Genomic DNA, 21,599 nt, shown 5'->3' with positions numbered 1-21,599 from the left:
GCACCGGGCGGGGAGCGGCAGGGAGATGCGGTGAACGTCACCCCGGTGATCGGCCGCGTCGCCGGTACGCTGAGCGGTTGGCGCGCACCTCGCGCCCGCGTGTGCCCGTGAGGACGAGGCCCCGCAGGAGGCCCGTCGTCCGCCGGGGCGGCAGAGATGGAAGAGCCACATGACCGTCACTGAGAGCCGCGACGCGCGCGAGCAGGCCCCGCCCACCCCGCAGGAGCACGCCCCGGGGGTCGACGCGATCGAGCAGGCCGACCCGGCGGAGCAGGACGAGCGGACCGAGCAGGCCGAGCACGCCCCCGGCGTCGACGACGCGGACCTCGCCACGTTCCTGCGCGTCGTCGACCAGCTCGTCGCCCTCCCCCACGACCACCCCCAGCACGCGGTCGCCCGGCGCGCGACCTCGGGGCTGTTCAAGGCCGTGAAGAAGCAGCGACGCACCCAGAAGCGCGCCGCGATCAGCGCCGCGGACCGGGCCGTCGTCGCCGCGACCGCGACCGGCAGCCCCGGGCGCATCGACGACGAGACCCTCGGCATCCCGCTCGTGTCGAACGTGCGGGGCGCGACCGCGGGGACGCTGCTCAAGGCCCGGCCCTGCTACATCTGCAAGGAGCTGTACAGCGAGGTCGACGCGTTCTACCACCAGCTGTGCCCGTCGTGCGCGGCGCTCAACCACGCCAAGCGGGACGCCCGCACCGACCTGACGGGTCGGCGGGCGCTCCTGACGGGCGGGCGGGCGAAGATCGGGATGTACATCGCGCTGCGGCTCCTGCGCGACGGCGCGCACACCACGATCACGACCCGGTTCCCGCGCGACGCGGCCCGGCGCTTCGCCGCGATGCCCGACGCCGCGGACTGGCTCCACCGGCTCGAGATCGTCGGGATCGACCTGCGCGACCCCGCCCAGGTCGTCGCGCTCGCCGACTCGGTCGCCGCCGCCGGGCCGCTCGACGTCCTGATCAACAACGCCGCGCAGACCGTGCGTCGCTCCCCCGGGGCCTACTCGCGCCTCGCAGACGCCGAGCTCGCGCCGCTGCCCGCGGGCCCGCTGCCGGCGATCCGCACGTTCGGGCACACGAGCGACGCCCACCCGCGCGCGCTCGCCGGCGCGGTCAGCGAGCTCACCAGCCCGACGCTCGCGCTCGCCGCGGCCGACGCGGACGCGCTCACCGCGCAGGCCCTCACGGCGCACGCGGCGTCGCTCGAGCGGCTCGTCGCGGGCACGTCGATCGACGCGGGCGGTCTCGTCCCGGACACCCACGACACCAACAGCTGGGTCGCGACGGTCGACGAGGTCGACCCCATGGAGCTGCTCGAGGTCCAGCTCTGCAACCAGACGGCGCCGTTCATCCTCGTCAGCCGCCTGCGCCCTGCGATGCGGGCCGCGAGCGCCCGGCGCACGTACGTGGTGAACGTCTCGGCGATGGAGGGCGTGTTCTCGCGCGGCTACAAGGGCCCGGGGCACCCGCACACGAACATGGCGAAGGCCGCGCTGAACATGCTCACGCGCACGAGCGCGGCGGAGCTCGCGAGCGACGGCATCCTCATGACCGCGGTCGACACGGGGTGGATCACCGACGAGCGCCCGCACCCGACGAAGGTGCGCCTCGCCGAGGAGGGCTTCCACGCCCCGCTCGATCTGGTCGACGGCGCCGCGCGCGTGTACGACCCGATCGTGCGCGGCGAGGCGGGCGAGGACCTGTTCGGGTGCTTCCTCAAGGACTACGCGCGCTCCGCGTGGTGACCGGCGCCCGGCGTCGCTGACCGGACGGCGCCCCGACCGGGCGTGCCGTGGGCGGCCCGGGCGCGCCGTCCGCGGCACGCGCGGGACCGGCAGGCCCGGCGGGCGCCGGACCTGCCGGTGGGCTCAGCCCTTCGAGCCGGTCGTGGCGATGCCCTGCACGAAGTGCCGCTGCCCGGCGAAGAACAGCAGGATCATCGGCAGCGTCGCGATGACCGAGGCGGTCACGACGATCTCCCAGTGCCACTCCCCGCCGAACCCGTACTGGTCGAGCAGCGCCTTGAGCCCGCGCGGGACCGTGAACTTGTCCGTGTCCTGCACGTAGATCAGGGGCCGCATGAGGTCCGTCCACGCGGCCTGCGTCTCGAACAGCAGGGTCAGCACGAGCGCGGGGCGCGCGAGCGGCAGGGCGATGGCGCGGAAGATCGTCCAGTTCCCGGCGCCGTCGAGCTGCGCCGCCTCGAACAGCTCCCGGGGCAGCCCGAGGAAGAACTGCCGGATCAGGAAGATGTAGAACGCGCTGCCGAACAGGTTCCCCGCCCACAGCGGGGTGAGCGTCCCGACGAACCCGAGCTCCTTCCAGATCAGGTACGTCGGGATGAGCGTGACCGCGCCGGGCAGCATCATAGTGGCGAGCACGAGCCCGAACAGCAGCCCGCGCCCCCGGAACCGGAAGTACGCGAACCCCCACGCGACGGCGGCGCTGGACAGGGTCACGGTGATCCCCGCGAGGACCGTGACGAGCGTGGTGTTGCCGAGCCACTGGGCCATCGGCACCTCGCGCCACACCTGCACGTAGTTGTCGAGCGTGAACGTCTCCGGGACGAGCCGGTTGTCGAAGACCTCCCCGCGCGGCTTGAACGACGCGCTGACGAGCCAGACGAACGGGTAGACGAACACGACGGTCGCGGCGACGAGCGCCGCCAGGATGAGCGGGCGTCCCACGCGGCGGGTCACTTCTGGTCCCCCTCGTAGTAGACGACCCGCTTCGAGACCGCGAGCTGCACGAGGGTCACCGCGAGGATGATCACGAACAGCAGCCACGCCATCGCCGAGGCGTACCCCATGTTGAGGTTCTCGAAGCCCTGCTGGAACAGGTAGATGACGTAGAACAGCGCGGCCTCGTTGGCGTAGGTGGTGTTCCCGGAGCCGAAGAACGCCGTGTACGCCTCGGTGAACATCTGGAACGCGGCGATCGTGTTGACCACGACGACGAAGAAGATCGTCCCGGAGATCATCGGCACGGTGACCGCGAACGTCCGCCGCCAGAACCCGGCGCCGTCGACCCGGGCCGCGTCGTACAGCTCGGACGGCACCTGGCGCAGCGCCGCGAGCAGGATGATCACGGTCGACCCGATCGTCCACATGCTCATGAGCACGAGCGCCGGCTTGATCCACGTCTGGTCCGTGGTCCAGTACGGACCCTGGATCCCGACCGCGCCGAGCGCCTCGTTGACGAGGCCGTTCTGCCCGTTGAACAGCAGCAGCACGAGCACCCCGACCGCGACGGGCGGGGTCATCTTGGGCAGGAAGAACGCGGTGCGGAAGAACCCGGAGGACCGCCCGGCCCGCTCGAGCAGCAGCGCGAGCCCGAGCGCGCCCGCGACGTGCAGCGGGACCGCGAGCACGGTGTAGACGACCGTATTCGTCAGCGCGAGCGCGATCTTCGGGTCCGTCGCCATGGCGCGGTAGTTCTCGAGCCCGATGAACTGCGGGTCGTTGATCACGTCGTAGTCGGTCAGCGACAGGTACGCCGAGTACAGCACCGGCCACAGCGTGAAGATCAGGAACCCGAGGATCCACGGGCTCAGGAACAGCAGGGCGGAGCGCAGGTTGCGGCGCGAGCGGGACCGCGCGGCGGCCGTGGGCGCGACCGGGCCCGCGGCCACCGGGGCGGCCGTCGTGGTGGTCACGTCAGCCGTCCGACCGCTCGTCCCACTCGGCCCACGCGTCGTCGAGCGCGGACTGGGCCTCCTCCTGCGCCTGCGCGAGCGCCTCGGCGGGCTCCTGCTGGCCGTTGAGCACGCGGTTCACGCCGTCCTGCCACGCGGCCTTGAACTCGGCGTCGGCCGGGTTCGCCGGCAGGGAGAACGTGTTCTCGTTCGCCTCGTACACCGCCTCGACCGCCTCGTCCCACACCGGGGAGCCGGACGGCTCGACGAGCGTCGAGCGGATCTCCTCGTCGGCGTCCGCGTTGCCGGTCAGCAGGCCCGTGAACACCTGGCCCGACTCGGCGCGGGCGTCCGCGCGGGCGCGGGCCGCCGCGAGCCAGCTCTCCTGCTCGACCATCGTCGCGGCGAACCGGCACGCCGCCGCCGCGTTCGGGCTGCCCGCCGGGATGGCCCACGCCGAGCCCGTCGCGAACGCGAGCGGCTCACCCTCGCGCGTGCGGAACGTGTCGAACGCGAGCGTCGCGTCGGGCGAGACCTCGTTGAGGACGTTGACGTACCAGTTCTCCATGGGCATCGCGCCGAGCGTGTGCGTCGCGAACTGGTTGCCCTCGCCGAAGAAGTCCGCGGAGTCGCGGAACGCCTTGACCGCGGGGAACCCGCCCTGCGCGTCGTACACCGACACCGCGAGCTCGAGCGCCTCGAGCGCCTCCGGGGAGTCCAGCTGCGCGGTGCGCGCGTCGTCGGACAGCAGGTCCGCCCCGTTCGCCTTGGCCCACAGCGGGAAGAACTCGGGCAGCTTGGAGTCGAAGCCGATGACCGACAGCGCCCCACCGTCGTTGCGCACCAGCGCCGACGTCGCCTGCGTGACGGCGTCCCAGTCCGACCCGTTGACGTCCTCGATGCCGAGGCCGGCCGCGGACAGCAGCGAGGAGTCCGCCATGGTGACCTGCACCTGGTTGAACTCCGGCAGCGCGTACACCACGTCGTCGAACGTCACCTGGCCCGACGCGGCCTCCCGGAACTGCCCCGTGTCGACGTCCTCCGCGGCGATGCAGTCCGTCAGCGGCATGATCGCCCCGCGCGAGGCGAACGTGCCGATCTGGTCGCGGTTCGCGTACACGAGGTCGGGCGGGTCGCCGGCCGCGACCGCCGACAGGAACGCCTGGATGTCGAGGTCGCCCTCGACGAGCGAGACCTCCACGTCGTCCCCGAGCTCCTCGGTGGCGCGGTCGTAGCGCACCTGCGCCACGTCGTCCCCGGTCCCGAAGCCCATGACCGTGAGCTCGCCGCTCATCGCGGCGTCCGACCCGAACGTCACGTCGGCCTCGCTCGGCTCTCCGCTGCCCGACGCGCACGCGCCGAGCGCGAGCACCCCGGCCGCCGCGACCGTCCCGCACAGTCCAACCCGTCGCGTGCCCATCACGCACCCCTCCGATCCCGCCCGTGGAGACCCACGCCGGTCCGGGCCGACGGTCGTCGACGGAAGCGGACGCGGACGCCGGCGGGCGGGTGCGTCCACGGGTGGCGGACGGCACCGGTCCGCCCGGGCGGACCCGGGCGGGCGTCCCCGCTGGCTGGAGGACCGAGCCGACGCGGCTCTTGGGACAGATGGTGCGCCGGAGAACCGCTTCTCGCGACCGGAGCCGGACGGGCGTCCGACCGGCCTCGCGCGCGGCGCGTGCGGGAACCGGGTGCCCGCGCGATCCTGGTCCCGTGAACGTCGTCGACCCGAGGAGCGCCCCCATGGACCAGACCGTCGAGCGCGCACAGGCGATCACCGAGCTGCACACCCTCCTGCTCGAGGCGGCGGGTGTCGAGGAGTTCGTCGAGGGCGTGGCGCAGGCCGCCGCCGGCCGCATCGCGCCCGACGCGCACGTGGCGATCATGCTCAAGCGGCAGGGCCGTCCGACGGGTGTCGCGAGCAGCGACGAGCGCGCCGCGCAGTGCGACGAGGTCGAGTTCGCCGCGAACGAGGGTCCGTGCCTGACGTCCGCGGAGACCGGGGGGCGGATCGTCATCCAGGAGCTCGAGGGCGAGGACCGCTGGCCCGCGTGGGCCGACGCCGCCCGACGTGCGGGCTTCCGGTCCGCCGCCGCGATCCCCCGCCCGGTCCGGGAGGGCGTCGACATCGCGATCAACCTGTACTCCGAGGACCCGGGCGCGTGGGACGACGCCGCGCTCGCGACCGCCGAGATGTACGCCGACGAGGTGGCCCGGACCCTGCGCCTGTGCCTGCGCTCCGCGGACCAGGCGGAGATCAACGAGGACCTCAAGGCCGCGCTCGCGTCCCGGGCCGTGATCGACCAGGCGATGGGCGTGATCATGGCCGAGAACCGCTGCTCGTCCGAGGAGGCGTTCCGGATCCTGCGCAGCGCGTCCCAGAACCGCAACCTCAAGCTCCGCGACGTCGCCGCGTCGCTCATCGAGAACGTCACCGGCGTCGCCCCGCAGCCCGGCACCGAGTTCGCGGAGCGCAAGCCAGGGCTCTGACGCCACCGTCTCCCGGACGGCCCGCCACGGGCACCGCCGCGCCCGCCCCGGGACCGGCCGCAGACCGCCGCGGAACCGCCCGTGGACCGCCCCGGGACCGTCCGCGGACCGCCCCGAGGGGCGGCGTCCGGCCCCGGCGCGCACCGCCGGGGCCCCCGCCTGCGGCCCGCTCGCGGAACGGGCGCCGGAACCGATGTCGCAGGTCAGGCGCTCGCGGTTCGGAACGAACCGGACAGACCGCCGAGAACCGGTTCAAGGTGCGAGAACCGCCCGAGGGGAACAGAGTGTCCCTCGAGTCCAGCCACGCGCTCACACGACTGACCCCTGAGAAAGGTCGGCCCTGCATGCGCGTGCTCGGCATCAACGCCATCTACCACGACCCCTCCGCAGCCCTCGTCGTCGACGGCGTGACGGTCGCCGCCGCCGAGGAGGAGCGCTTCAGCCGGCGCAAGCACGGCAAGCGCCCCGTGCCGTTCTCGGCGTGGGAGCTGCCCGAGCTGTCGATGCGCTGGTGCCTCGCCGAGGCCGGCCTGCGGCCTCAGGACCTCGACGCGGTCGCGTACTCGTTCGACCCGAGCCTCGTGGTGCCCGCCGAGCAGCTCGGCCTGCACGACCCCTGGGACCACCTGCGCACCACGTACGCCGAGAAGGCCCCGGGCTTCATCTCCACGGCGCTCGGCGGCGAGGTCGACCCCGCGCTCGTGCGCTACGTCCCCCACCACGTCGCGCACGCCGCCTCCGCCGCGCTGGCCGCGCCGCACGGCGACTGCAGCGTCCTCGTCCTCGACGGGCGCGGCGAGCGCGCCTCGCACCTCGCCGGCCGGTACCGCGGCGGGCGCCTCGAGGTGCTCGCGAGCCAGGGCCTGCCCCACTCGCTCGGTCTGCTCTACGAGTCGCTGACCGAGCACCTCGGCTTCCTGCGCTCGAGCGACGAGTACAAGGTCATGGCGCTCGCCTCCTACGGCAAGCCGCGCTTCCTCGAGGAGCTCCGCGAGGTCGTCCACACCACCGGCGACGGCGGGTTCGTCGCGCAGGCGCCCGACTGGTCGCGCTGGGCCCCGAAGCGGGTCGACGACGGCACGTGGGGCGGGGACCACGCCGACCTCGCGTGCTCGGTGCAGGCCCGCCTCGAGGAGGTCCTCGTCGAGCTCGCGCGCTGGGTGCACGAGCAGACCGGCGACCGGATGCTCGCGATGGCTGGCGGCACCGCGCTGAACTGCGTCGCCAACTCCCGGATCTGGCGCGAGACCCCGTTCGAGGACGTGTGGGTCCAGCCCGCCGCCGGGGACGCGGGCACGTCGCTCGGCGCCGCGCTGCAGGTCGCGGCCGACGGCGGCGAGCAGCTCACGCCGATGCCCGGGGCGGACCTCGGCCGCGGGTGGAGCGACGACGACCTCGCGGCGTGGCTGCGCGGGGCGGCCGTCCCGTTCAGCGAGCCCGCCGACCTCGGCGCGGAGGTGGCGGACGTCCTCGCGCGCAACGGCGTCGTCGCGTGGTTCGACGGCCGCAGCGAGTTCGGCCCGCGAGCGCTCGGGCACCGGTCGCTGCTCGCGCACCCGGGGCACCCGGAGAACCTCGAGCGCCTCAACGACGTCAAGGGCCGCGAGCAGTTCCGCCCGGTCGCGCCGATGGTGCTCGCGGACCGCGCGGAGGAGATCTTCACGGACGGGCCGATCCCGAGCCCGTACATGCTGTTCGTGCACAGCGTCCGCCCGGCGTGGCGCGAGCGGATCCCGGCGGCGGTGCACGTCGACGGGACGGCGCGGATCCAGACGGTGGACCCGGCGGTGCAGCCGCGCCTGGGGGCGACGCTGCGGGCGTTCGAGGCGCGCACGGGCCTGCCGGTCGTGATCAACACGAGCCTGAACACGGCGGGGCGGCCGATGGTCGACGACCCGCGGGACGCGCTCGAGCTGTTCGGGTCGGCGCCGGTCGACCTGCTGGTGGTGGGGCCGTACCTGGTGCGGCGGTCCACGATGTTCGCGCGGGTGGGGGCGTCGGCCGGGGTGGCCGCCCGATGAGGGCGGCGTACGCGGTCGTGGTCCCGACGATCGGGCGTCCCTCGCTGGGGGTGCTGCTCGAGAGCCTCGCGGCGCAGCGGTTCGACGACGCGCGCCCGGCGCCGGTCGAGGTCGTGGTGTGCGACGACCGGCCGCTCGACGGCGCCCCGGAGGCGCTCGTGCTCCCGGACCTGCCCGCGCTGACCGCGCGGGGCGTGCCGGTGCGGGTCGTGCGCTCGGGCGGCCGCGGTCCGGCCGCGGCGCGCAACGCCGGGTGGCGCTCGGTGCGCGCGGAGTGGGTCGTGCTGCTCGACGACGACGTCGTGCTGCCCGGGGACTGGTCGGAGCGCCTCGCGGCGGACCTCGCGGCGACGGGGCCGGACGTCGCGGGGACGCAGGCGCGGCTGCGGGTCCCGCTGCCCGCGCACCGGCGCCCCACGGACTGGGAGCGGAACACCGCCGGGCTCGAGGGTGCGCGCTGGGCGACCGCGGACATGGCGTACCGCCGGGAGGTGCTCGAGGGGCTCGCCGGCTTCGACGAGCGGTTCCCGCGGGCCTACCGCGAGGACGCGGACCTCGCGCTGCGGGCACGGCGCGCGGGCTGGCGGCTCGTGCGGGGCTCGCGCACCACGGAGCACCCGGTGCGGCCGGCGGACCCGCGGGTCAGCGTGCGCGTCCAGGCCGGGGCGCGGGACGACGCGCTGATGCGGGCGCTGCACGGACCGCGGTGGCGCGAGGCGGCCGAGACGGGGCGCGGACGGTTCGCGTGGCACGTCGCCACCGTGGGCGCCGGGGTCGGTGCGCTCGGGGCGGCGGTCCTCGGCCGCCGCGGGGTCGCGGCGGCCGCGGGCGCGGCGTGGGCGGCGCTCACCGCGGACTTCGTGCGGCGCCGGGTCGCCCCCGGGCCGGGGCCCGGCGAGGACGGCTGGGTCGCGGAGTGGCGGACGATGGCCTGGACGAGCGCGGTGATCCCGCCCGTCGCGGTGCGGCACCGGGTGGCGGGGCTCCTGCGCCACCGCGGCGGGGCGCCCGCGTGGCCGCCGCCGGTGCGCGCGGTGCTCTTCGACCGGGACGGCACGCTCGTGCACGACGTCCCGTACAACGGCGACCCGGACCGGGTGCGGGTCGTCGACGACGCGCGCGCGGTGCTCGACGACCTGCGGGCCCGCGGCATCCAGGTCGGCGTCGTGACGAACCAGTCGGGCATCGGTCGGGGCATCGTCACCCTCGCGCAGGTCGAGGCGGTCGAGGCGCGGGTCGAGGCCGAGCTCGGGCCGTTCGACGTGTGGGTGCGCTGCCCGCACGCCCCCGAGGACGCGTGCACGTGCCGCAAGCCGCAGCCGGGTCTCGTGCTGCGCGCCGCGGCGCAGCTCGGGCTGAGCCCCGCGGAGTGCGTCGTGATCGGCGACATCGGCGCGGACGTCGGTGCGGCGGTCGCCGCCGGGGCGGGTGCGGTGCTCGTGCCGACGCCCGTGACCCGGCCCGAGGAGGTCGCCGCGGCACCCCAGGTGGCCGTGAGCCTGACCGAGGCCGTCGCGCTGGTCCGCGAGCGCCTCGCGGGCGGCTCCCCCGCGGCGCCCACCGAGGTGGCCGAGGTCACCGGCGCGGTGCCCGTGCCGGGCGAGCACGGACCCGCCGCGCGACCCGCGCCGCTGTCGACCGTGGGCGGGGGTGCCCGATGAGCAGGGTCCTGGCTGTCCGCCTCGACAACGTCGGGGACGTCCTGCTGACCGGTCCCGCGGTCCGGGCCCTCGCCGCGACCGCGTCAGGCGTCGACCTCCTGGTCTCCGCGTCGGGCGAGGCTGCCGCACGGCTGCTGCCCGGGGTCGACGAGGTGCTGCGCTTCGACGCCCCCTGGACCGGCTACCGCCCCCCGGAGTTCAGCACGGGTGCGGTGCAGGCGCTGCTCGCGCGGCTGCGGGCCCACCAGTACGACCGGGCCGTGGTGTTCACGTCCGACCACCAGAGCCCCCTGCCCATGGCGCTGCTCGCGCGGATGGCGGGCATCGGGTGGGTCGGCGCGACGAGCCACGACTACCCCGGGTCGCTGCTCGACGTGCGCCACCCGCGCCCGGACGGCCTGCACGAGGTCGAGGCCGCGCTCGGGCTGGCGCGGGCGGCGGGCGGGGAGCTCGCGCCCGGCGACGACGGGCGCCTGCGGGTGCGCGAGCCGCTGCCCTCGGTCGCGGACCTCGCGCCCGACGCGCCGTACGTGGTGGTGCACCCGTCGGCGTCGGTGCCCTCGCGGGCCCCCGCGCCCGGGCACGCCGCGGCGATGGTCGCGGCGCTCGCGGACGCCGGCTGGCGGGTCCTGGTGACCGGCGGCGCGGCGGAGCACGAGCTCGCGGCGCAGGTCGCGGGCGACGCCGGGACCCCGGTGGCGGGCCGCACCGACCTGCACCGGCTGGCGGCGCTGCTCGCGGGCGCGGCGTGCGTCGTGACGGGCAACACCGGCCCGGCGCACCTCGCCGCCGCGGTCGGCACGCCCGTGGTGTCGTTGTTCTCCCCCGTCGTCCCCGCGGAGCGCTGGGCGCCGTACGGCGTGCCGGTCCGGCTGCTGGGCGACCAGGGCGCGGCGTGCCGCGGGACGCGGGCGCGGGAGTGCCCCGTCGCGGGCCACCCGTGCCTGACGGGCGTCGGCGCCGCGGAGGTCGTCGACGCCGTCGCCTCCCTCGCCGGTGCGCGCGTCGCCACGGAGGTGGGCGCATGAGGGTCCTCGTGTGGCACGTGCACGGCTCGTGGCAGACGTCGTTCGTCGCCGGCCCGGACGAGTACCTCATCCCCGTCGTGCCCGACCGCGGCCCCGACGGGCGCGGGCGCGCGCGGACGTGGACGTGGCCCGCGAGCGCCCGCGAGGTCGCCCCCGAGGACCTGCGGGACGCCGAGCCCGACGTCGTGGTCCTCCAGCGCCCGCACGAGATCGAGCTGCTCGAGCGCTGGACGGGGCTGCGGGCCGGGGTCGACGTGCCGGCGGTGTACGTCGAGCACAACACCCCGGCGGGCCCCGCGGCGACGACCCGGCACCCGCTCGCGGACCGCTCCGACATCCCCGTCGCGCACGTGACCGCGTTCAACGCGCTCATGTGGGACTGCGGGCGCGCGCTCACCACGGTCGTCGACCACGGCGTGCACGACCCGGGGCCGCTGTGGACCGGGGAGCGCGAGCGCATCGCGGCCGTCGTCAACGAACCGGTGCGCCGCGGCCGGGTCGCCGGGACGGACCTGCTGCTGCACGCCGCCGAGCGGGTCCCCGTCGAGGTGTACGGCATGGGCGTCCTCGGGCTCGCGGACCTCGCGCCCGCGCTCGCCGGGCACCTGCACGACGACGTCCCGCAGGCCCAGATGCACGCCCGCCTCGCCGGGGCCCGCGCGTACCTGCACCCGTTCCGGTGGACGAGCCTCGGGCTGGCCCTCGTCGAGGCGATGACGATCGGCATGCCGGTGCTCGCGCTCGCCACGACCGCGGCCCCCGAGGCGGTCCCCCCGTCGGCGGGGGTCGTGAGCTCGGACCCCGACGTGCTCGTCTCCGCCGCACGCCGCTGGTTGCACGACCCCGAGGAGGCCCGCGCCCACGGCCGGGCCGCCCGTGCCCACGCGCTCGAGCACTTCGGTCTCGACCGCTTCCTGTCCGACTGGCAAGTCCTGCTCAAGGAGGTCGTCCGATGAGGATCGCGATGGTGTCGGAGCACGCCAGCCCGCTCGCCACGCTCGGTGGCGTCGACGCCGGCGGGCAGAACGTCCACGTCGCCGCGCTCGCCGAGCACCTCGCGCGGCTCGGGCACCAGGTCGACGTGTACACCCGGCGCGACGACGCGAGCCTGCCGCGCGTCGTCGAGATGCGCCCGGGCGTGCGGGTCGTGCACGTGACCGCGGGGCCGGCCCGGGCCCTGCCGAAGGACGAGCTGCTGCCGTACATGACCGAGCTCGGCGACGAGCTCGCCCGCGAGTGGCGCGAGCACGGCGCACCCGACGTCGTGCACGGCCACTTCTGGATGTCGGGGCTCGCCGCGCTGCGGGCCGCCGCCGTGACCGGACCGCCCGTGGTGCAGACGTTCCATGCGCTCGGCTCCGTCAAGCGCCGCCACCAGCGCGAGCGCGACACGAGCCCGGCGGGGCGCGCGGACGTCGAGGCGAAGATCGCCCGCACGGTCACGCGGGTCGTGGCGACGTGCACCGACGAGCTCGCCGAGCTCGTGCGGCTCGGGGTCCCGTCCTCGCGCGTGTCGGTCGTGCCGTGCGGCGTGGACGTCACGCACTTCCGGCCGCCTCGGCCGGACGACGCCGTCCCGCCGCTGCAGGACGGCCGGTTCCGGATGCTGTCCGTCGGCCGGCTCGTCGAGCGCAAGGGCGTCGACAACGCCGTGCGCGCGCTGCCGCTCCTGCCCGACGTCGAGCTCGCCGTGGTCGGCGGGCCCGCGCAGGAGGAGGTGCGCGACGACCCCGAGGGCCGGCGCCTGTGGCAGCTCGCGTGCGACCTGCACGTCGAGGACCGCGTCCGGTTCCTCGGCCGCGTCGCGCACGACGACATGCCCGCCGTGCTGCGCTCGGCGCACGTCGTGGTCGCGACCCCCTGGTACGAGCCGTTCGGGATCGTCCCGCTCGAGGCCGCGGCGTGCGGGCGGCCCGTCGTGGCGAGCGCGGTCGGCGGGATGCTCGACACCGTCCAGGACGGCACCACCGGCGTGCTCGTCCCGCCGCGCGACGCACTCGCGCTCGCCCGCGCCGTCCGCTCGATCGTCGACGACCCCGACCATGCCGTCGGGCTCGGCACCGCCGCACGCCGGCGCGCCGTGCGCCGGTACGGGTGGGACCGCGTCGCGCAGCAGACCGCACGCGTGTACCGAGAGGTCCTGTCCGCCGGCCGGGTGGCCCACGTCGTCGAGGAGCAGGCCGTATGAGCACGCAGTCGTGGATCGAGGAGCACACCCACGAGCTGACCCGCGCGCTGCGCTGGCTCGGGGACCAGAGCTGGCTCGTCGAGCGGTGGGGCGCCGAGCTCGCCGACCGCCTCGTCGCCGGGCACCGCGTGCTCGTCGCGGGCAACGGCGGCAGCGCCGCGGAGGCGCAGCACCTCACGAGCGAGCTCGTCGGGCGCTTCCTCGCCGACCGCCGCCCGTTCTCCGCGCTGTCGCTGTGCGCGGAGAGCTCGAGCGTCACCGCGATCGTCAACGACTACGGCGCCGACGAGATGTTCGCCCGCCAGGTCGAGGCGCACGGGCGCCCCGGCGACGTGCTCGTGCTGCTCTCCACGTCGGGCCGCAGCCCGAACATCCTGCGCGCCGCCGAGCGCGGCCAGGCGCTGGGCCTGCGCGTGTGGGCGCTGTCCGGCGCCGCGCCGAACCCGCTCGTCGGGCGCTCGCACGAGGCCCTGGCCGTGCCCGCGCCGTCGACCGCCGCGGTGCAGGCCGCGCACCTCGTCGCGATCCACGCGCTGTGCGCCGCGTTCGACGCCCGCGTCGAGCAGCACGACGCGGGGCTCGTCGCCGCGGACACCCCGGCCCTCACCGTGACCGCTGTCCCCGCAGCGCCGGGACCCGCGCGCACGGCCGGCGCCCGCACGCTCGACGGCACGGGGGCCCGCGCGTGAGCGCCCGCCCGCACGTCGTCGTGGTCGGCGACGTCGTCCTCGACCGCGACGTGCACGGACGCTCCGACCGGCTCAGCCCCGACGCCCCCGTCCCGGTCGTCGACGTCTCCGACGTGCGCGAGCGCCCCGGCGGTGCGGGGCTCACCGCGCTGCTGTGCGCCGCGTCCGGTGCGCGCGTGACGCTCGTCGCCCCGATCGCCGACGACCCCGAGGGCCGCCGCCTGCGCGCCGCCCTCGAGCCGCACGTCGGGGTCCTCGCGCTCGGGCACCGCGGACCCACCCGGCTCAAGGAGCGCGTGCGCAGCGGCGGCCAGTCGCTCGTCCGCCTCGACCACGGCGGGCCCGGCACCCCGCGCGACGTCGAGGTCGGCGCGGTGCGCGCCGCGCTCGAGAGCGCCGACGTCGTGCTGGTCAGCGACTACGGCGCCGGCACGACCCGCGACGAGGACCTGCGCTCGCTGCTCGCCGAGCGGGCCGCGCGCGGGCTGCTCGTGTGGGACCCGCACCCGCGCGGGGGCGCTCCCGTACCCCGCGCGACGCTCGTCACGCCGAACCTCGGCGAGGCGCGCGCCGCCGCGGCGGGTGACCGCTCGCCCGCCGGCGACTCCCCCGAGGCGCTCGCCGTGCACCTGCGCGCGACGTGGCAGGCCCGCGCCGTGTGCGTGACCGTCGGCGCGCAGGGCGCCTACGTCGCCCCGACCGGCGGCGCACCCCTGTTCGTGCCCGCACCGAGCGTCGAGGGCGGCGACCCGTGCGGGGCCGGCGACCGGTTCGCCGCGACCGCCGCCGTCGCCCTCGCGCGCGGCGCCGTGCTCACCGAGGCCGTCCAGGCCGCCGTCGCCGAGGCCACCGCCTGGGTGCGCGGCGGCGGCGCCGACGCGTTCCGGGCCGTCACGGACGCGGCCCGCGACGCGGCGGCACCCGTGCGGCCCGACGCCGTCGAGCACCGCGACGTCGCGGTCGCCGACGTCGCCGCGCGGCTGCGGGCCGGCGGCGGGACCCTCGTCGCGACCGGTGGCTGCTTCGACCTCGTGCACGCCGGGCACGTCGCGATGCTCGAGTCGGCCCGCCGGCTCGGGGACGCGCTCGTCGTCCTGCTCAACTCCGACGCGTCGGTGCGCCGCCTCAAGGGCGACGGCCGGCCCGTCGTGACCGAGGCCGACCGGGCGCGCGTGCTCGCCGCGTTCGACTGCGTCGACGCCGTCGTCGTGTTCGACGAGGACGACCCCCGCGCCGCGCTCGACGCCCTGCGCCCCGACGTGTGGGCCAAGGGCGCCGACTACGGCGGCGCAGACCTGCCCGAGACCGAGGTCGTGCAGCGGCACGGGGGGCGCGTGGTCCTCCTGCCCTACCTCGACGGGCGCTCGACCAGCACCATGATCCGCCGCTCGGGGCTCGCCCGTGCGGACCACCAGTGAGGAGACCCTGTGACCCAGCTCGACACCTCGACCCGACCCGCCGCCCGGGCCCCGCGTGAGATCGGCACCGTCTTCGTGACCGGCGGCGCGAGCGGGCTCGGCGCCGCCGTCGTGGAGGCCGTCACCGCCGCCGGGGGCCGCCCCGCGGTGCTCGACGTGACCGCCCCCGCGGGCGACGTCCCGCACGTGCAGGTCGACCTGTCGGACAGCGCGGCCGCCGCGGCCGCCGTCGAGCAGCTCGTCGCGCAGGTCGGCCCGCCCACGGCCGTCGTGACCGCCGCCGGGACCGACGCGTGCGGGACGCTCGCCGAGATCGACCCCGAGACGTGGGAGCGCGTCGTGCGGGTCAACCTGTTCGGGACCGTTGCGGTCGTCCGCGCCTGCCTGCCCTACCTCGAGGAGTCCCGCGGGACGGTGGTGACCGTCGCGTCGACGCTCGGGCTCAAGGGCGTGAGCGACGCCACGGCGTACTGCGCGTCGAAGTTCGCGGTGCGCGGCTTCAGCCAGGCGCTCGCCGCCGAGCTCGCCGGGCGGGTCGGGGTCACGCTGCTCGTCCCCGGCGGGATGCGGACGCCGTTCTTCGACGGGCGCACCGAGCAGTACCGCCCCGGGCCCGACGCGGACCTCAACGACCCGGCCGACACCGCCGCGGCCGTGCTGACCGCGCTGCGCCAGCCCGTGGGCTGCGAGATCCGCGAGATGCTCGTCATGGCGTCCGGCGAGGGCTCCTGGCCGTGACCGGTGCGCCCGGCGGCGCGGGCCCGGCGCACCCCGCGGGTGACGTGCTCGTGCTGCGGGCGCTCGGCCTCGGGGACGCCCTGACCGCGGTGCCGGCTCTGCGCGGGGTGCGGCGCGCGTGGCCGGACCGCCGGCTCGTGCTCGCCGCGCCCCGGGCCGAGGGTGGGCTCCTGCGGGACCTCGGGGTCGTCGACACGGTCCTGGAGACCGACGCGACCGGGGTGTCCGCGCGCGGCATCGCCCCGGACGCCGCCCTGCCGTGGGACACCCGCGGGCACGTCGCCGTCAACCTGCACGGCCGCGGGCCGCAGAGCCACCACCTGCTGCTCCGCACGGCACCGGCGCGGCTCGTGGCGTTCGCGTGCCCCGAGGCCGGGCACGACGCCGGGCCGGCGTGGGACGACACCGAGCACGAGGTCGCACGGTGGTGCCGTCTCGTGCGCGACGCGGGCGGGCCGTGCGGCGCCGAGGACCTCCGGCTCCCCGTCCCCCCGGCGTCCGCCGGCGACGCGGCTCTGCGCGCCGACGTCGTGCTGCACCCCGGCGCGGCGTCGGCGTCCCGGCGCTGGCCCGTCGCGCGCTGGCGCGCCGTGCTGCACGACCTGACCGCGCGCGGCCTGACCGTCGCGCTCACCGGCTCGGCGGGCGAGAAGGACCTCGTCGACCAGGTCGCGCAGGCCGCCGCAGCCCCCGACCTCGTGCACCGCACCGCGGGGACGCTCGACCTGGGCGGGCTCGTCGGGCTCGTCGCCCGCGCGCGGCTCGTCGTGTGCGGGGACACCGGCGTCGCCCACGTCGCGACCGCGACCGGCACCCCGTCGGTCCTGCTGTTCGGCCCCGTGCCGCCCGCGCAGTGGGGCCCAGCGGTCGATGCCGAGCTGCACACGGTGCTGTGGCACGGGTCCCCGGGCTCCCCGGGCGACCCGCACGGCGCGGCGCTCGACCCCGCGCTGGCCCGGATCACCGCGGACGAGGTCCTCACGGGCGCCCACGCGCTCCTCGGCCGCGACGGCTGAGACGCGCTCGGTCGGTGCTCGCGCGGCGACGCGCACGAGCACCGACCGAGCGGAGCCTCACGCGGCGTGTCTCCTCCGGCGGAGCCTCACGCCGGGACGGTCACCACCGACCGGAACCACTCCACGGTGCTCGCGAGCCCCTCGTCCCAGGACACCCGCGGGCTCCACCCGAGCACCCGGCGCGCGAGCGCGGTGTCGGGTCGCCGGACCTCCGGGTCGTCGACGGGCCGCGGGACGAGCTCGATCGTGGAGTCCGAGCCGGTCGCGGCGATGACGTCCTCCGCGATCCGCAGGATCGTCCGCTCGGTCGGGTTGCCGATGTTCACCGGGCCCGGGTGCGTGCTCGCCGCCATCGCGAGGATCCCCTCGACGAGGTCCGAGACGTAGCAGACCGAGCGGGTCTGCGAGCCGTCGCCCGCGATGGTCAGCGGCTCCCCCGCGAGCGCCTGCCGCACGAACGTGGGGATCGCGCGGCCGTCGTTCGGGCGCATGCGCGGCCCGTAGGTGTTGAAGATGCGCACGATGCCGGTGTTGACGTGGTGCGTCGTGCGGTACGCCGTCGTGATCGCCTCGCCGAACCGCTTGGCCTCGTCGTACACCCCGCGGGGTCCGACGGGGTTGACGTGGCCCCAGTAGTCCTCGGGCTGAGGGTGCACCTGCGGGTCGCCGTAGACCTCGGAGGTCGACGCGAGCACGAACCGGGCGCCCTTCTCCTTCGCGAGCCCGAGCGCGTGCGCGGTGCCGACCGAGCCGACCTTGAGCGTCTCGATGGGCAGCTGGAGGTAGTCCACGGGCGAGGCGGGCGACGCGAAGTGCAGCACGACGTCGACGTCGCCGGGCACGTGCACGTAGTCGGTGACGTCGCAGCGCAGCAGGTGGAACGCGGGGTCGCTCATGAGGTGCGCGACGTTCGCGGGCGAGCCGGTGAGGAAGTTGTCGAGGCACACGACCTCGCTGCCGCGCGCGAGGAGCTCCTCGCACAGGTGGCTGCCGAGGAAGCCGGCTCCCCCGGTGACGACCACCCGGCCGAGGGACGTGTGCACGGGCACGGGTGCGGGCGCGGTGAGGTTCCTCGTCATGGTGTCTCCTGTCGCGGGGCGGAGGTGGGGGCGGGGGCGGGTCGGGCCGGTGCGGGGTCGTCGCGGAGCAGCGCGCGCAGCTCCTGCACGTGGCGCGGCACGACGCGGCGTGCGCGCAGCGCCCGGGGCACGTCGTGCAGGGCGGCGCGGACCCCGGCGCGCGACGCGGGCCCGGCTCCCCACGCCGCGGCCACGGTGCGCAGCACGTCGCGCACCGGGAGGCGCAGCACCGCGGTGAGCACGCGCGAGCGGGTCACGGCGCTCACGCGCGCGTCGGGCGAGTGCCGGGCCGGCGACGGGTGGTGGTGCACGAGGACGTCGTCGACGTACACGAGCTGCCACCCGTCGGCGGCGAGGTCGAGCGCGACCCGCTCCTCCTCGCCGGGGAAGCGCACCACGTCGTCGAAGCCGCCCACGGAGGCGAACGCGTCCGCGCGCACCATCGCGGCGCACGCGACGAAGCCGAGGACCGCCGGCCCGGGCAGCCCTGGCCGGCGCGGGAGCGGCGAGCGCGCGAGCTCGGCGCAGAACGGGTCGAGCCGCTCCCGCGGACCGACGTGGATCCGGGCGGCCACGACGGCGACGTCCGGGTGCGCGTCGAGCACGTCGGCGGCGCGGCGCAGCGCGCCGTGGGCCCACCAGGAGTCGTCGTCGGCGAAGGCGACGTACGGCGTGCGTGCGGCCCGCACCCCGAGGGTCCGGGCGTACGCACCGACGTTGCGGTCGAGCCGGGTCACGCCGACGTCGGGGAGCGCCGCGCGCACGGCGTCGGCGGTGCCGTCCCGAGAATCGTTGTCGAGAAGCAGGACCGGGGCGCGGTGCCGGGCGAGGGAGCCGAGCAGCTCCTCGCGCCGGTCGCGGCTCGCGACGACGACCGTCACGCGGTCGTCCTCGACGACCCGGCCGGTTCCCTGCTGCTGCTGGTGCACGCGCGCGCCTCCGTCGGTCCCTCGGGGACGTCGGCACGGGGCTCGGCCGGACCCCCGAAGAATGGCATGAGCAGGCACGACGCGCGCGCGGAACGCTCCCCGTGTTGCGCCGGGGCGCTGGGCGATTCATGCTGTTTGCGGCGGGTCCGCCGTGCCCGCACCACGACGGGGACAGCGGCTCGAACTGCGCCTGCGGAACACGGGCGACGAGGGCGCACGCGGCATCGAGCCGGACGTTCAGGGGTGAGCAACGGCATGACGACCATACGGGACGAGATCACGGTCGACGGCGACGTCGGCGCGCACGAGCACGGCGTGACGGAGACGGCGTGCGTCGAGCGGTTCCTCGAGCAACTCTCCGTCGCTGCCATCCAACGGGTGGTGCCCTCGACGCAGGTGGTCGTGTCCGTGCGCGACGGCGAGACCACGCGCCTGGTGGCCTCGAGCAGCGCGCGGGCCGAGGCGTGCGAGCGCGCGGCGCACGACGCCGCGACCGGTCCCTCCACCGCGGCGCACCACCAGGGCCGGGTCGTCGTGGTCCCCGACGTGGACGACGACTCGCGGTGGCCCGGCTGGGCGGAGCTCGCGCATGACGCGGGCTTCCGGTCCGCCGTCGCCATCCCGGCCCGTCTCGACGGTGACGCCGAGCTGCTGCTCGTCCTGTACTCCCTGGTCCCCGACGCGTGGGACACCGCGGCGCTGACCACGGCCGCGCACTACGCCCAGGAGCTCGCGCACGCGCTCACGGTGTGCCGCACGGCGCACCGCCAGGCCGAGGTCAACGCGCACCTCAAGGCCGCGCTCGCCTCCCGCGCGACGATCGACCAGGCGATGGGCGTGATCATGGCGCAGAACCGGTGCAGCGCCGAGGAGGCCTTCGGGATCCTGCGGACCGCGTCGCAGCACCGCAACACCAAGCTCCGCGACGTCGCCGTCGCGATCATCGAGGGCGTGACGGGTCAGCCCGCGAGCCCTCCCCCGGCGTTCCGCGACTCGAGCCGCTGACGCACGGACGCCGGCGCACCGGGTGCGGGAGACCCCGCCCGGTGCGCCGGCGTCCGTGACCGGCGCGCGTCAGCCGTCGGCGTCGTCCCAGCGGCGGCCCCGCTGGGCGTGCACGACGACCCGTGCGGCGAGCGCCGCCAGGGACACGCCGCGCGCGTCCGACCGGTCGAGCAGGCGGAGGAACGCCTCCGCCGGGTCGACCGAGTCCTGCACGGCGATCACGCCCTTGGCCTGCTCGACGACGGTCCGCCCGTCGAGGGCCTCCTGCACCTCCCGGGCGATGACCTCGACGCGGGGCTCGGCGCGCGCGTGCACGATCGCGATCGTCGCGACGTCGGCGAAGGCTTGCGCGGCGATCTCCTCCTCGGCGTCGAACCGGCGGTCGGTGCCGAAGAACAGGTTCAGCCCGCCGAGCGCACGCCCGCGCCACCGCAGCGGGTAGGCGTGCGCCGACCGAACACCCGAGGGCGCGGCGACGGCGGCGAACCGGGGCCACCGCCGGGCGAGCTCGTCGGCGTCGTCGGCGTGCACGGGCCGGCGTTCGGCGACGGCGTCGAGGCACGGGCCCTGCTCGACCTGCTGCTGGTGCAGCTCGACCTCCGCAGCGCCGTGCGAGGACGCGGCGAGCAGCTCCAGCCCGGCGCCCGCGCCGTCGTCCCCCACGACGAGCAGCGCCGCGGCGCTCGCCCCGAACACGTCCGTGCACGCCACGCACAGGTGCGTCAGGGCGCTCACGACGTCGTACTCCTCGACCAGGGTCGCGGACACGTCGGCGAGCGCGCGGGTCGGGCTGCGTCCGGTCATGGGGTGGGCTCTCTCGGTCGGGGTGCGGGCGGTCACGGGGGCACCGTCCTCGCTCATCCGTCGTCCTTCCGCCGGAACACCAGCTCGCGGGCGACGACGGCCTGGGCGACCTGCGCGAGCGGCTGATCGAGGGCGAAGGCGTGGGCCCGCAGGATCGCGAGGGCGTCGCGCACGCCGACGGCGAGCTGGGCGACGACCATGCCGGTGGCCTGGTGGACCTGCGCGCGGTTCGACCAGGAGCCGCCCGGGCCGAGGTCGGAGAGGACGTCGGCGTCGTGCAGGAGCGCCGCGGCGAGGGCGTCCGCGAGGAACTGCGCGCCCGCCTCATCCTCGGTGAGCGGCCCGGCGGTGCGGCGGTAGAGGGTCAGGACGCCCTGCACGGCGGTCCCCTGGCGCATGGGCAGGGCGTAGATCTGGCCGGCGTCGGTCTGGCGCGTGGCGGACCCCGCGAACACCGGCCAGCGCTCCGCGGCCTGGGCGAGCGTCACGACGACGGGCTCGCCGGTGAGGTACGCCGACGTGGCGGGACCCTCGCCGAGCACGTCGTGGAGGTTCTCGAGGCGGGCCGCGACCTCGTCCGTGGCGCACAGCGTGATGCGGTTCGTCGACGCGTTGTCGACCGTCAGGGACGCCCCGTCGGCCCCGAGGAGCCGGCGCGTCGCCTCGCACAGCCGCCACGTGAAGCTCTCGTGCTCCGGTGCGCTCGCGACCGCGGACGCGAGGCGGGCGAGCAGTTCCGTGTGCGCTGCCACCGCCACCCCTCGCCCTCGTCCGTCGCTCTCGTTGCACGCTACACGCGGCGTGCCCGTCCTCCACCCGCACCGCCCGGCCCGCCGGCCGGGGAGCCCGCGCCTCCCGGCGCGCGCGCCCCGGACCGGGCGGGGGGGGGGGGGG

Annotated in this window: 19 protein-coding genes; 12 read left to right on the top strand and 7 right to left on the bottom strand. The window is 76.2% G+C overall.

Annotated elements, in window-relative coordinates:
• Positions 1-169: 169 nt before the first annotated feature.
• Positions 170-1,750: an SDR family NAD(P)-dependent oxidoreductase gene (locus CCE01nite_RS13235; protein WP_084142818.1), complete on the top strand. Its 1,581-nt coding sequence runs from the start codon at positions 170-172 to the stop codon at positions 1,748-1,750.
• A gap of 123 nt (positions 1,751-1,873) precedes the next feature.
• Here the strand turns inward: CCE01nite_RS13235 and CCE01nite_RS13230 are convergent, their stop codons facing one another.
• Genes CCE01nite_RS13230 through CCE01nite_RS13220 form a run of 3 tightly spaced genes read right to left on the bottom strand, consistent with a single transcriptional unit; the run spans position 1,874 to position 5,059 of the window.
• The gene (locus tag CCE01nite_RS13230) at positions 1,874-2,692 is read right to left on the bottom strand and encodes a carbohydrate ABC transporter permease (protein ID WP_246056540.1); all 819 of its coding nucleotides are present in this window, start codon (positions 2,690-2,692) and stop codon (positions 1,874-1,876) included.
• 8 nt (positions 2,693-2,700) lie between these two features.
• A complete protein-coding gene (locus tag CCE01nite_RS13225) occupies positions 2,701-3,660 on the bottom strand; it encodes a carbohydrate ABC transporter permease (protein WP_084142817.1) in 960 nt (319 codons plus the stop codon).
• 1 nt (position 3,661) lies between these two features.
• Positions 3,662-5,059 (bottom strand): extracellular solute-binding protein, encoded by a 1,398-nt coding sequence (locus tag CCE01nite_RS13220; protein ID WP_034632356.1) that lies wholly within the window; start codon positions 5,057-5,059, stop codon positions 3,662-3,664.
• 323 nt (positions 5,060-5,382) lie between these two features.
• Here CCE01nite_RS13220 and CCE01nite_RS13215 point away from each other — a divergent pair, with 323 nt between their 5' ends.
• The 10 genes from CCE01nite_RS13215 (at position 5,383) to CCE01nite_RS13170 (ending at position 16,888) form a co-directional block, all read left to right on the top strand.
• A complete protein-coding gene (locus CCE01nite_RS13215; RefSeq protein WP_052104285.1) occupies positions 5,383-6,129 on the top strand; it encodes a GAF and ANTAR domain-containing protein in 747 nt (248 codons plus the stop codon).
• Positions 6,130-6,473: 344 nt separating this feature from the next.
• Entirely contained in the window at positions 6,474-8,150 is a 1,677-nt protein-coding gene (locus tag CCE01nite_RS13210) for a carbamoyltransferase family protein (RefSeq protein WP_034632351.1), read from the top strand.
• Positions 8,147-9,811: an HAD-IIIA family hydrolase gene (locus CCE01nite_RS22510; protein ID WP_141372582.1), complete on the top strand. Its 1,665-nt coding sequence runs from the start codon at positions 8,147-8,149 to the stop codon at positions 9,809-9,811. The genes CCE01nite_RS13210 and CCE01nite_RS22510 overlap by 4 nt, the downstream gene beginning before the upstream one ends.
• Positions 9,808-10,839, top strand: coding sequence for a glycosyltransferase family 9 protein (locus CCE01nite_RS13200; RefSeq protein ID WP_141372581.1), 1,032 nt, complete (start codon positions 9,808-9,810; stop codon positions 10,837-10,839). The genes CCE01nite_RS22510 and CCE01nite_RS13200 overlap by 4 nt, the downstream gene beginning before the upstream one ends.
• Complete coding sequence (locus CCE01nite_RS13195; RefSeq protein ID WP_141372580.1) at positions 10,836-11,795, top strand: glycosyltransferase; 960 nt, start codon at positions 10,836-10,838, stop codon at positions 11,793-11,795. The genes CCE01nite_RS13200 and CCE01nite_RS13195 overlap by 4 nt, the downstream gene beginning before the upstream one ends.
• On the top strand, positions 11,792-13,027 hold the full coding sequence (locus tag CCE01nite_RS13190) for a glycosyltransferase (RefSeq protein WP_141372578.1): 1,236 nt from the start codon (positions 11,792-11,794) through the stop codon (positions 13,025-13,027). The genes CCE01nite_RS13195 and CCE01nite_RS13190 overlap by 4 nt, the downstream gene beginning before the upstream one ends.
• On the top strand, positions 13,024-13,716 hold the full coding sequence (locus CCE01nite_RS13185) for a D-sedoheptulose-7-phosphate isomerase (protein WP_141372576.1): 693 nt from the start codon (positions 13,024-13,026) through the stop codon (positions 13,714-13,716). The genes CCE01nite_RS13190 and CCE01nite_RS13185 overlap by 4 nt, the downstream gene beginning before the upstream one ends.
• Positions 13,713-15,134, top strand: coding sequence for a PfkB family carbohydrate kinase (locus tag CCE01nite_RS13180; protein ID WP_141372573.1), 1,422 nt, complete (start codon positions 13,713-13,715; stop codon positions 15,132-15,134). The genes CCE01nite_RS13185 and CCE01nite_RS13180 overlap by 4 nt, the downstream gene beginning before the upstream one ends.
• Before the next feature lie 9 nt (positions 15,135-15,143).
• Positions 15,144-15,872: an SDR family oxidoreductase gene (locus tag CCE01nite_RS13175; protein WP_141372572.1), complete on the top strand. Its 729-nt coding sequence runs from the start codon at positions 15,144-15,146 to the stop codon at positions 15,870-15,872.
• Positions 15,869-16,888 carry a glycosyltransferase family 9 protein gene (locus CCE01nite_RS13170; protein ID WP_141372570.1) on the top strand — a complete coding sequence of 340 codons (1,020 nt, stop codon included), beginning with the start codon at positions 15,869-15,871 and terminating at the stop codon, positions 16,886-16,888. The genes CCE01nite_RS13175 and CCE01nite_RS13170 overlap by 4 nt, the downstream gene beginning before the upstream one ends.
• Positions 16,889-16,974: 86 nt before the next feature.
• Here the strand turns inward: CCE01nite_RS13170 and CCE01nite_RS13165 are convergent, their stop codons facing one another.
• Both CCE01nite_RS13165 and CCE01nite_RS13160 read right to left on the bottom strand, forming a co-directional pair.
• On the bottom strand, positions 16,975-17,967 hold the full coding sequence (locus tag CCE01nite_RS13165) for a UDP-glucuronic acid decarboxylase family protein (RefSeq protein ID WP_141372568.1): 993 nt from the start codon (positions 17,965-17,967) through the stop codon (positions 16,975-16,977).
• Positions 17,964-18,896, bottom strand: coding sequence for a glycosyltransferase family 2 protein (locus CCE01nite_RS13160; protein ID WP_141372566.1), 933 nt, complete (start codon positions 18,894-18,896; stop codon positions 17,964-17,966). The genes CCE01nite_RS13165 and CCE01nite_RS13160 overlap by 4 nt, the downstream gene beginning before the upstream one ends.
• Before the next feature lie 255 nt (positions 18,897-19,151).
• Between CCE01nite_RS13160 and CCE01nite_RS13155 the strand changes: the two genes are divergently transcribed.
• Positions 19,152-19,901: an ANTAR domain-containing protein gene (locus CCE01nite_RS13155; protein WP_170223974.1), complete on the top strand. Its 750-nt coding sequence runs from the start codon at positions 19,152-19,154 to the stop codon at positions 19,899-19,901.
• Between the two features lie 69 nt (positions 19,902-19,970).
• Here CCE01nite_RS13155 and CCE01nite_RS13150 read toward each other — a convergent pair whose 3' ends face one another.
• Both CCE01nite_RS13150 and CCE01nite_RS13145 read right to left on the bottom strand, forming a co-directional pair.
• Complete coding sequence (locus tag CCE01nite_RS13150; RefSeq protein ID WP_141372562.1) at positions 19,971-20,762, bottom strand: GAF and ANTAR domain-containing protein; 792 nt, start codon at positions 20,760-20,762, stop codon at positions 19,971-19,973.
• Complete coding sequence (locus CCE01nite_RS13145) at positions 20,759-21,457, bottom strand: GAF and ANTAR domain-containing protein (protein WP_170223973.1); 699 nt, start codon at positions 21,455-21,457, stop codon at positions 20,759-20,761. The genes CCE01nite_RS13150 and CCE01nite_RS13145 overlap by 4 nt, the downstream gene beginning before the upstream one ends.
• Positions 21,458-21,599 lie beyond the last annotated feature (142 nt).

The organism is Cellulomonas cellasea (genome assembly GCF_006538745.1).
Classification (GTDB): Bacteria; Actinomycetota; Actinomycetes; order Actinomycetales; family Cellulomonadaceae; genus Cellulomonas_A; species Cellulomonas_A cellasea.
This window is presented reverse-complemented; position numbering and strand designations above follow the sequence as displayed.

Coding starts and splice junctions, on each gene's coding strand:
- CCE01nite_RS13235 (WP_084142818.1), top strand. CDS start 170: ATGACCGTCACTGAGAGCCGCGACGCGCGCGAGCAGGCCCCGCCCACC.
- CCE01nite_RS13220 (WP_034632356.1), bottom strand. CDS start 5,059: ATGGGCACGCGACGGGTTGGACTGTGCGGGACGGTCGCGGCGGCCGGG.
- CCE01nite_RS13215 (WP_052104285.1), top strand. CDS start 5,383: ATGGACCAGACCGTCGAGCGCGCACAGGCGATCACCGAGCTGCACACC.
- CCE01nite_RS13210 (WP_034632351.1), top strand. CDS start 6,474: ATGCGCGTGCTCGGCATCAACGCCATCTACCACGACCCCTCCGCAGCC.
- CCE01nite_RS22510 (WP_141372582.1), top strand. CDS start 8,147: ATGAGGGCGGCGTACGCGGTCGTGGTCCCGACGATCGGGCGTCCCTCG.
- CCE01nite_RS13200 (WP_141372581.1), top strand. CDS start 9,808: ATGAGCAGGGTCCTGGCTGTCCGCCTCGACAACGTCGGGGACGTCCTG.
- CCE01nite_RS13195 (WP_141372580.1), top strand. CDS start 10,836: ATGAGGGTCCTCGTGTGGCACGTGCACGGCTCGTGGCAGACGTCGTTC.
- CCE01nite_RS13190 (WP_141372578.1), top strand. CDS start 11,792: ATGAGGATCGCGATGGTGTCGGAGCACGCCAGCCCGCTCGCCACGCTC.
- CCE01nite_RS13185 (WP_141372576.1), top strand. CDS start 13,024: ATGAGCACGCAGTCGTGGATCGAGGAGCACACCCACGAGCTGACCCGC.
- CCE01nite_RS13165 (WP_141372568.1), bottom strand. CDS start 17,967: ATGACGAGGAACCTCACCGCGCCCGCACCCGTGCCCGTGCACACGTCC.
- CCE01nite_RS13155 (WP_170223974.1), top strand. CDS start 19,152: ATGACGACCATACGGGACGAGATCACGGTCGACGGCGACGTCGGCGCG.
- CCE01nite_RS13150 (WP_141372562.1), bottom strand. CDS start 20,762: ATGAGCGAGGACGGTGCCCCCGTGACCGCCCGCACCCCGACCGAGAGA.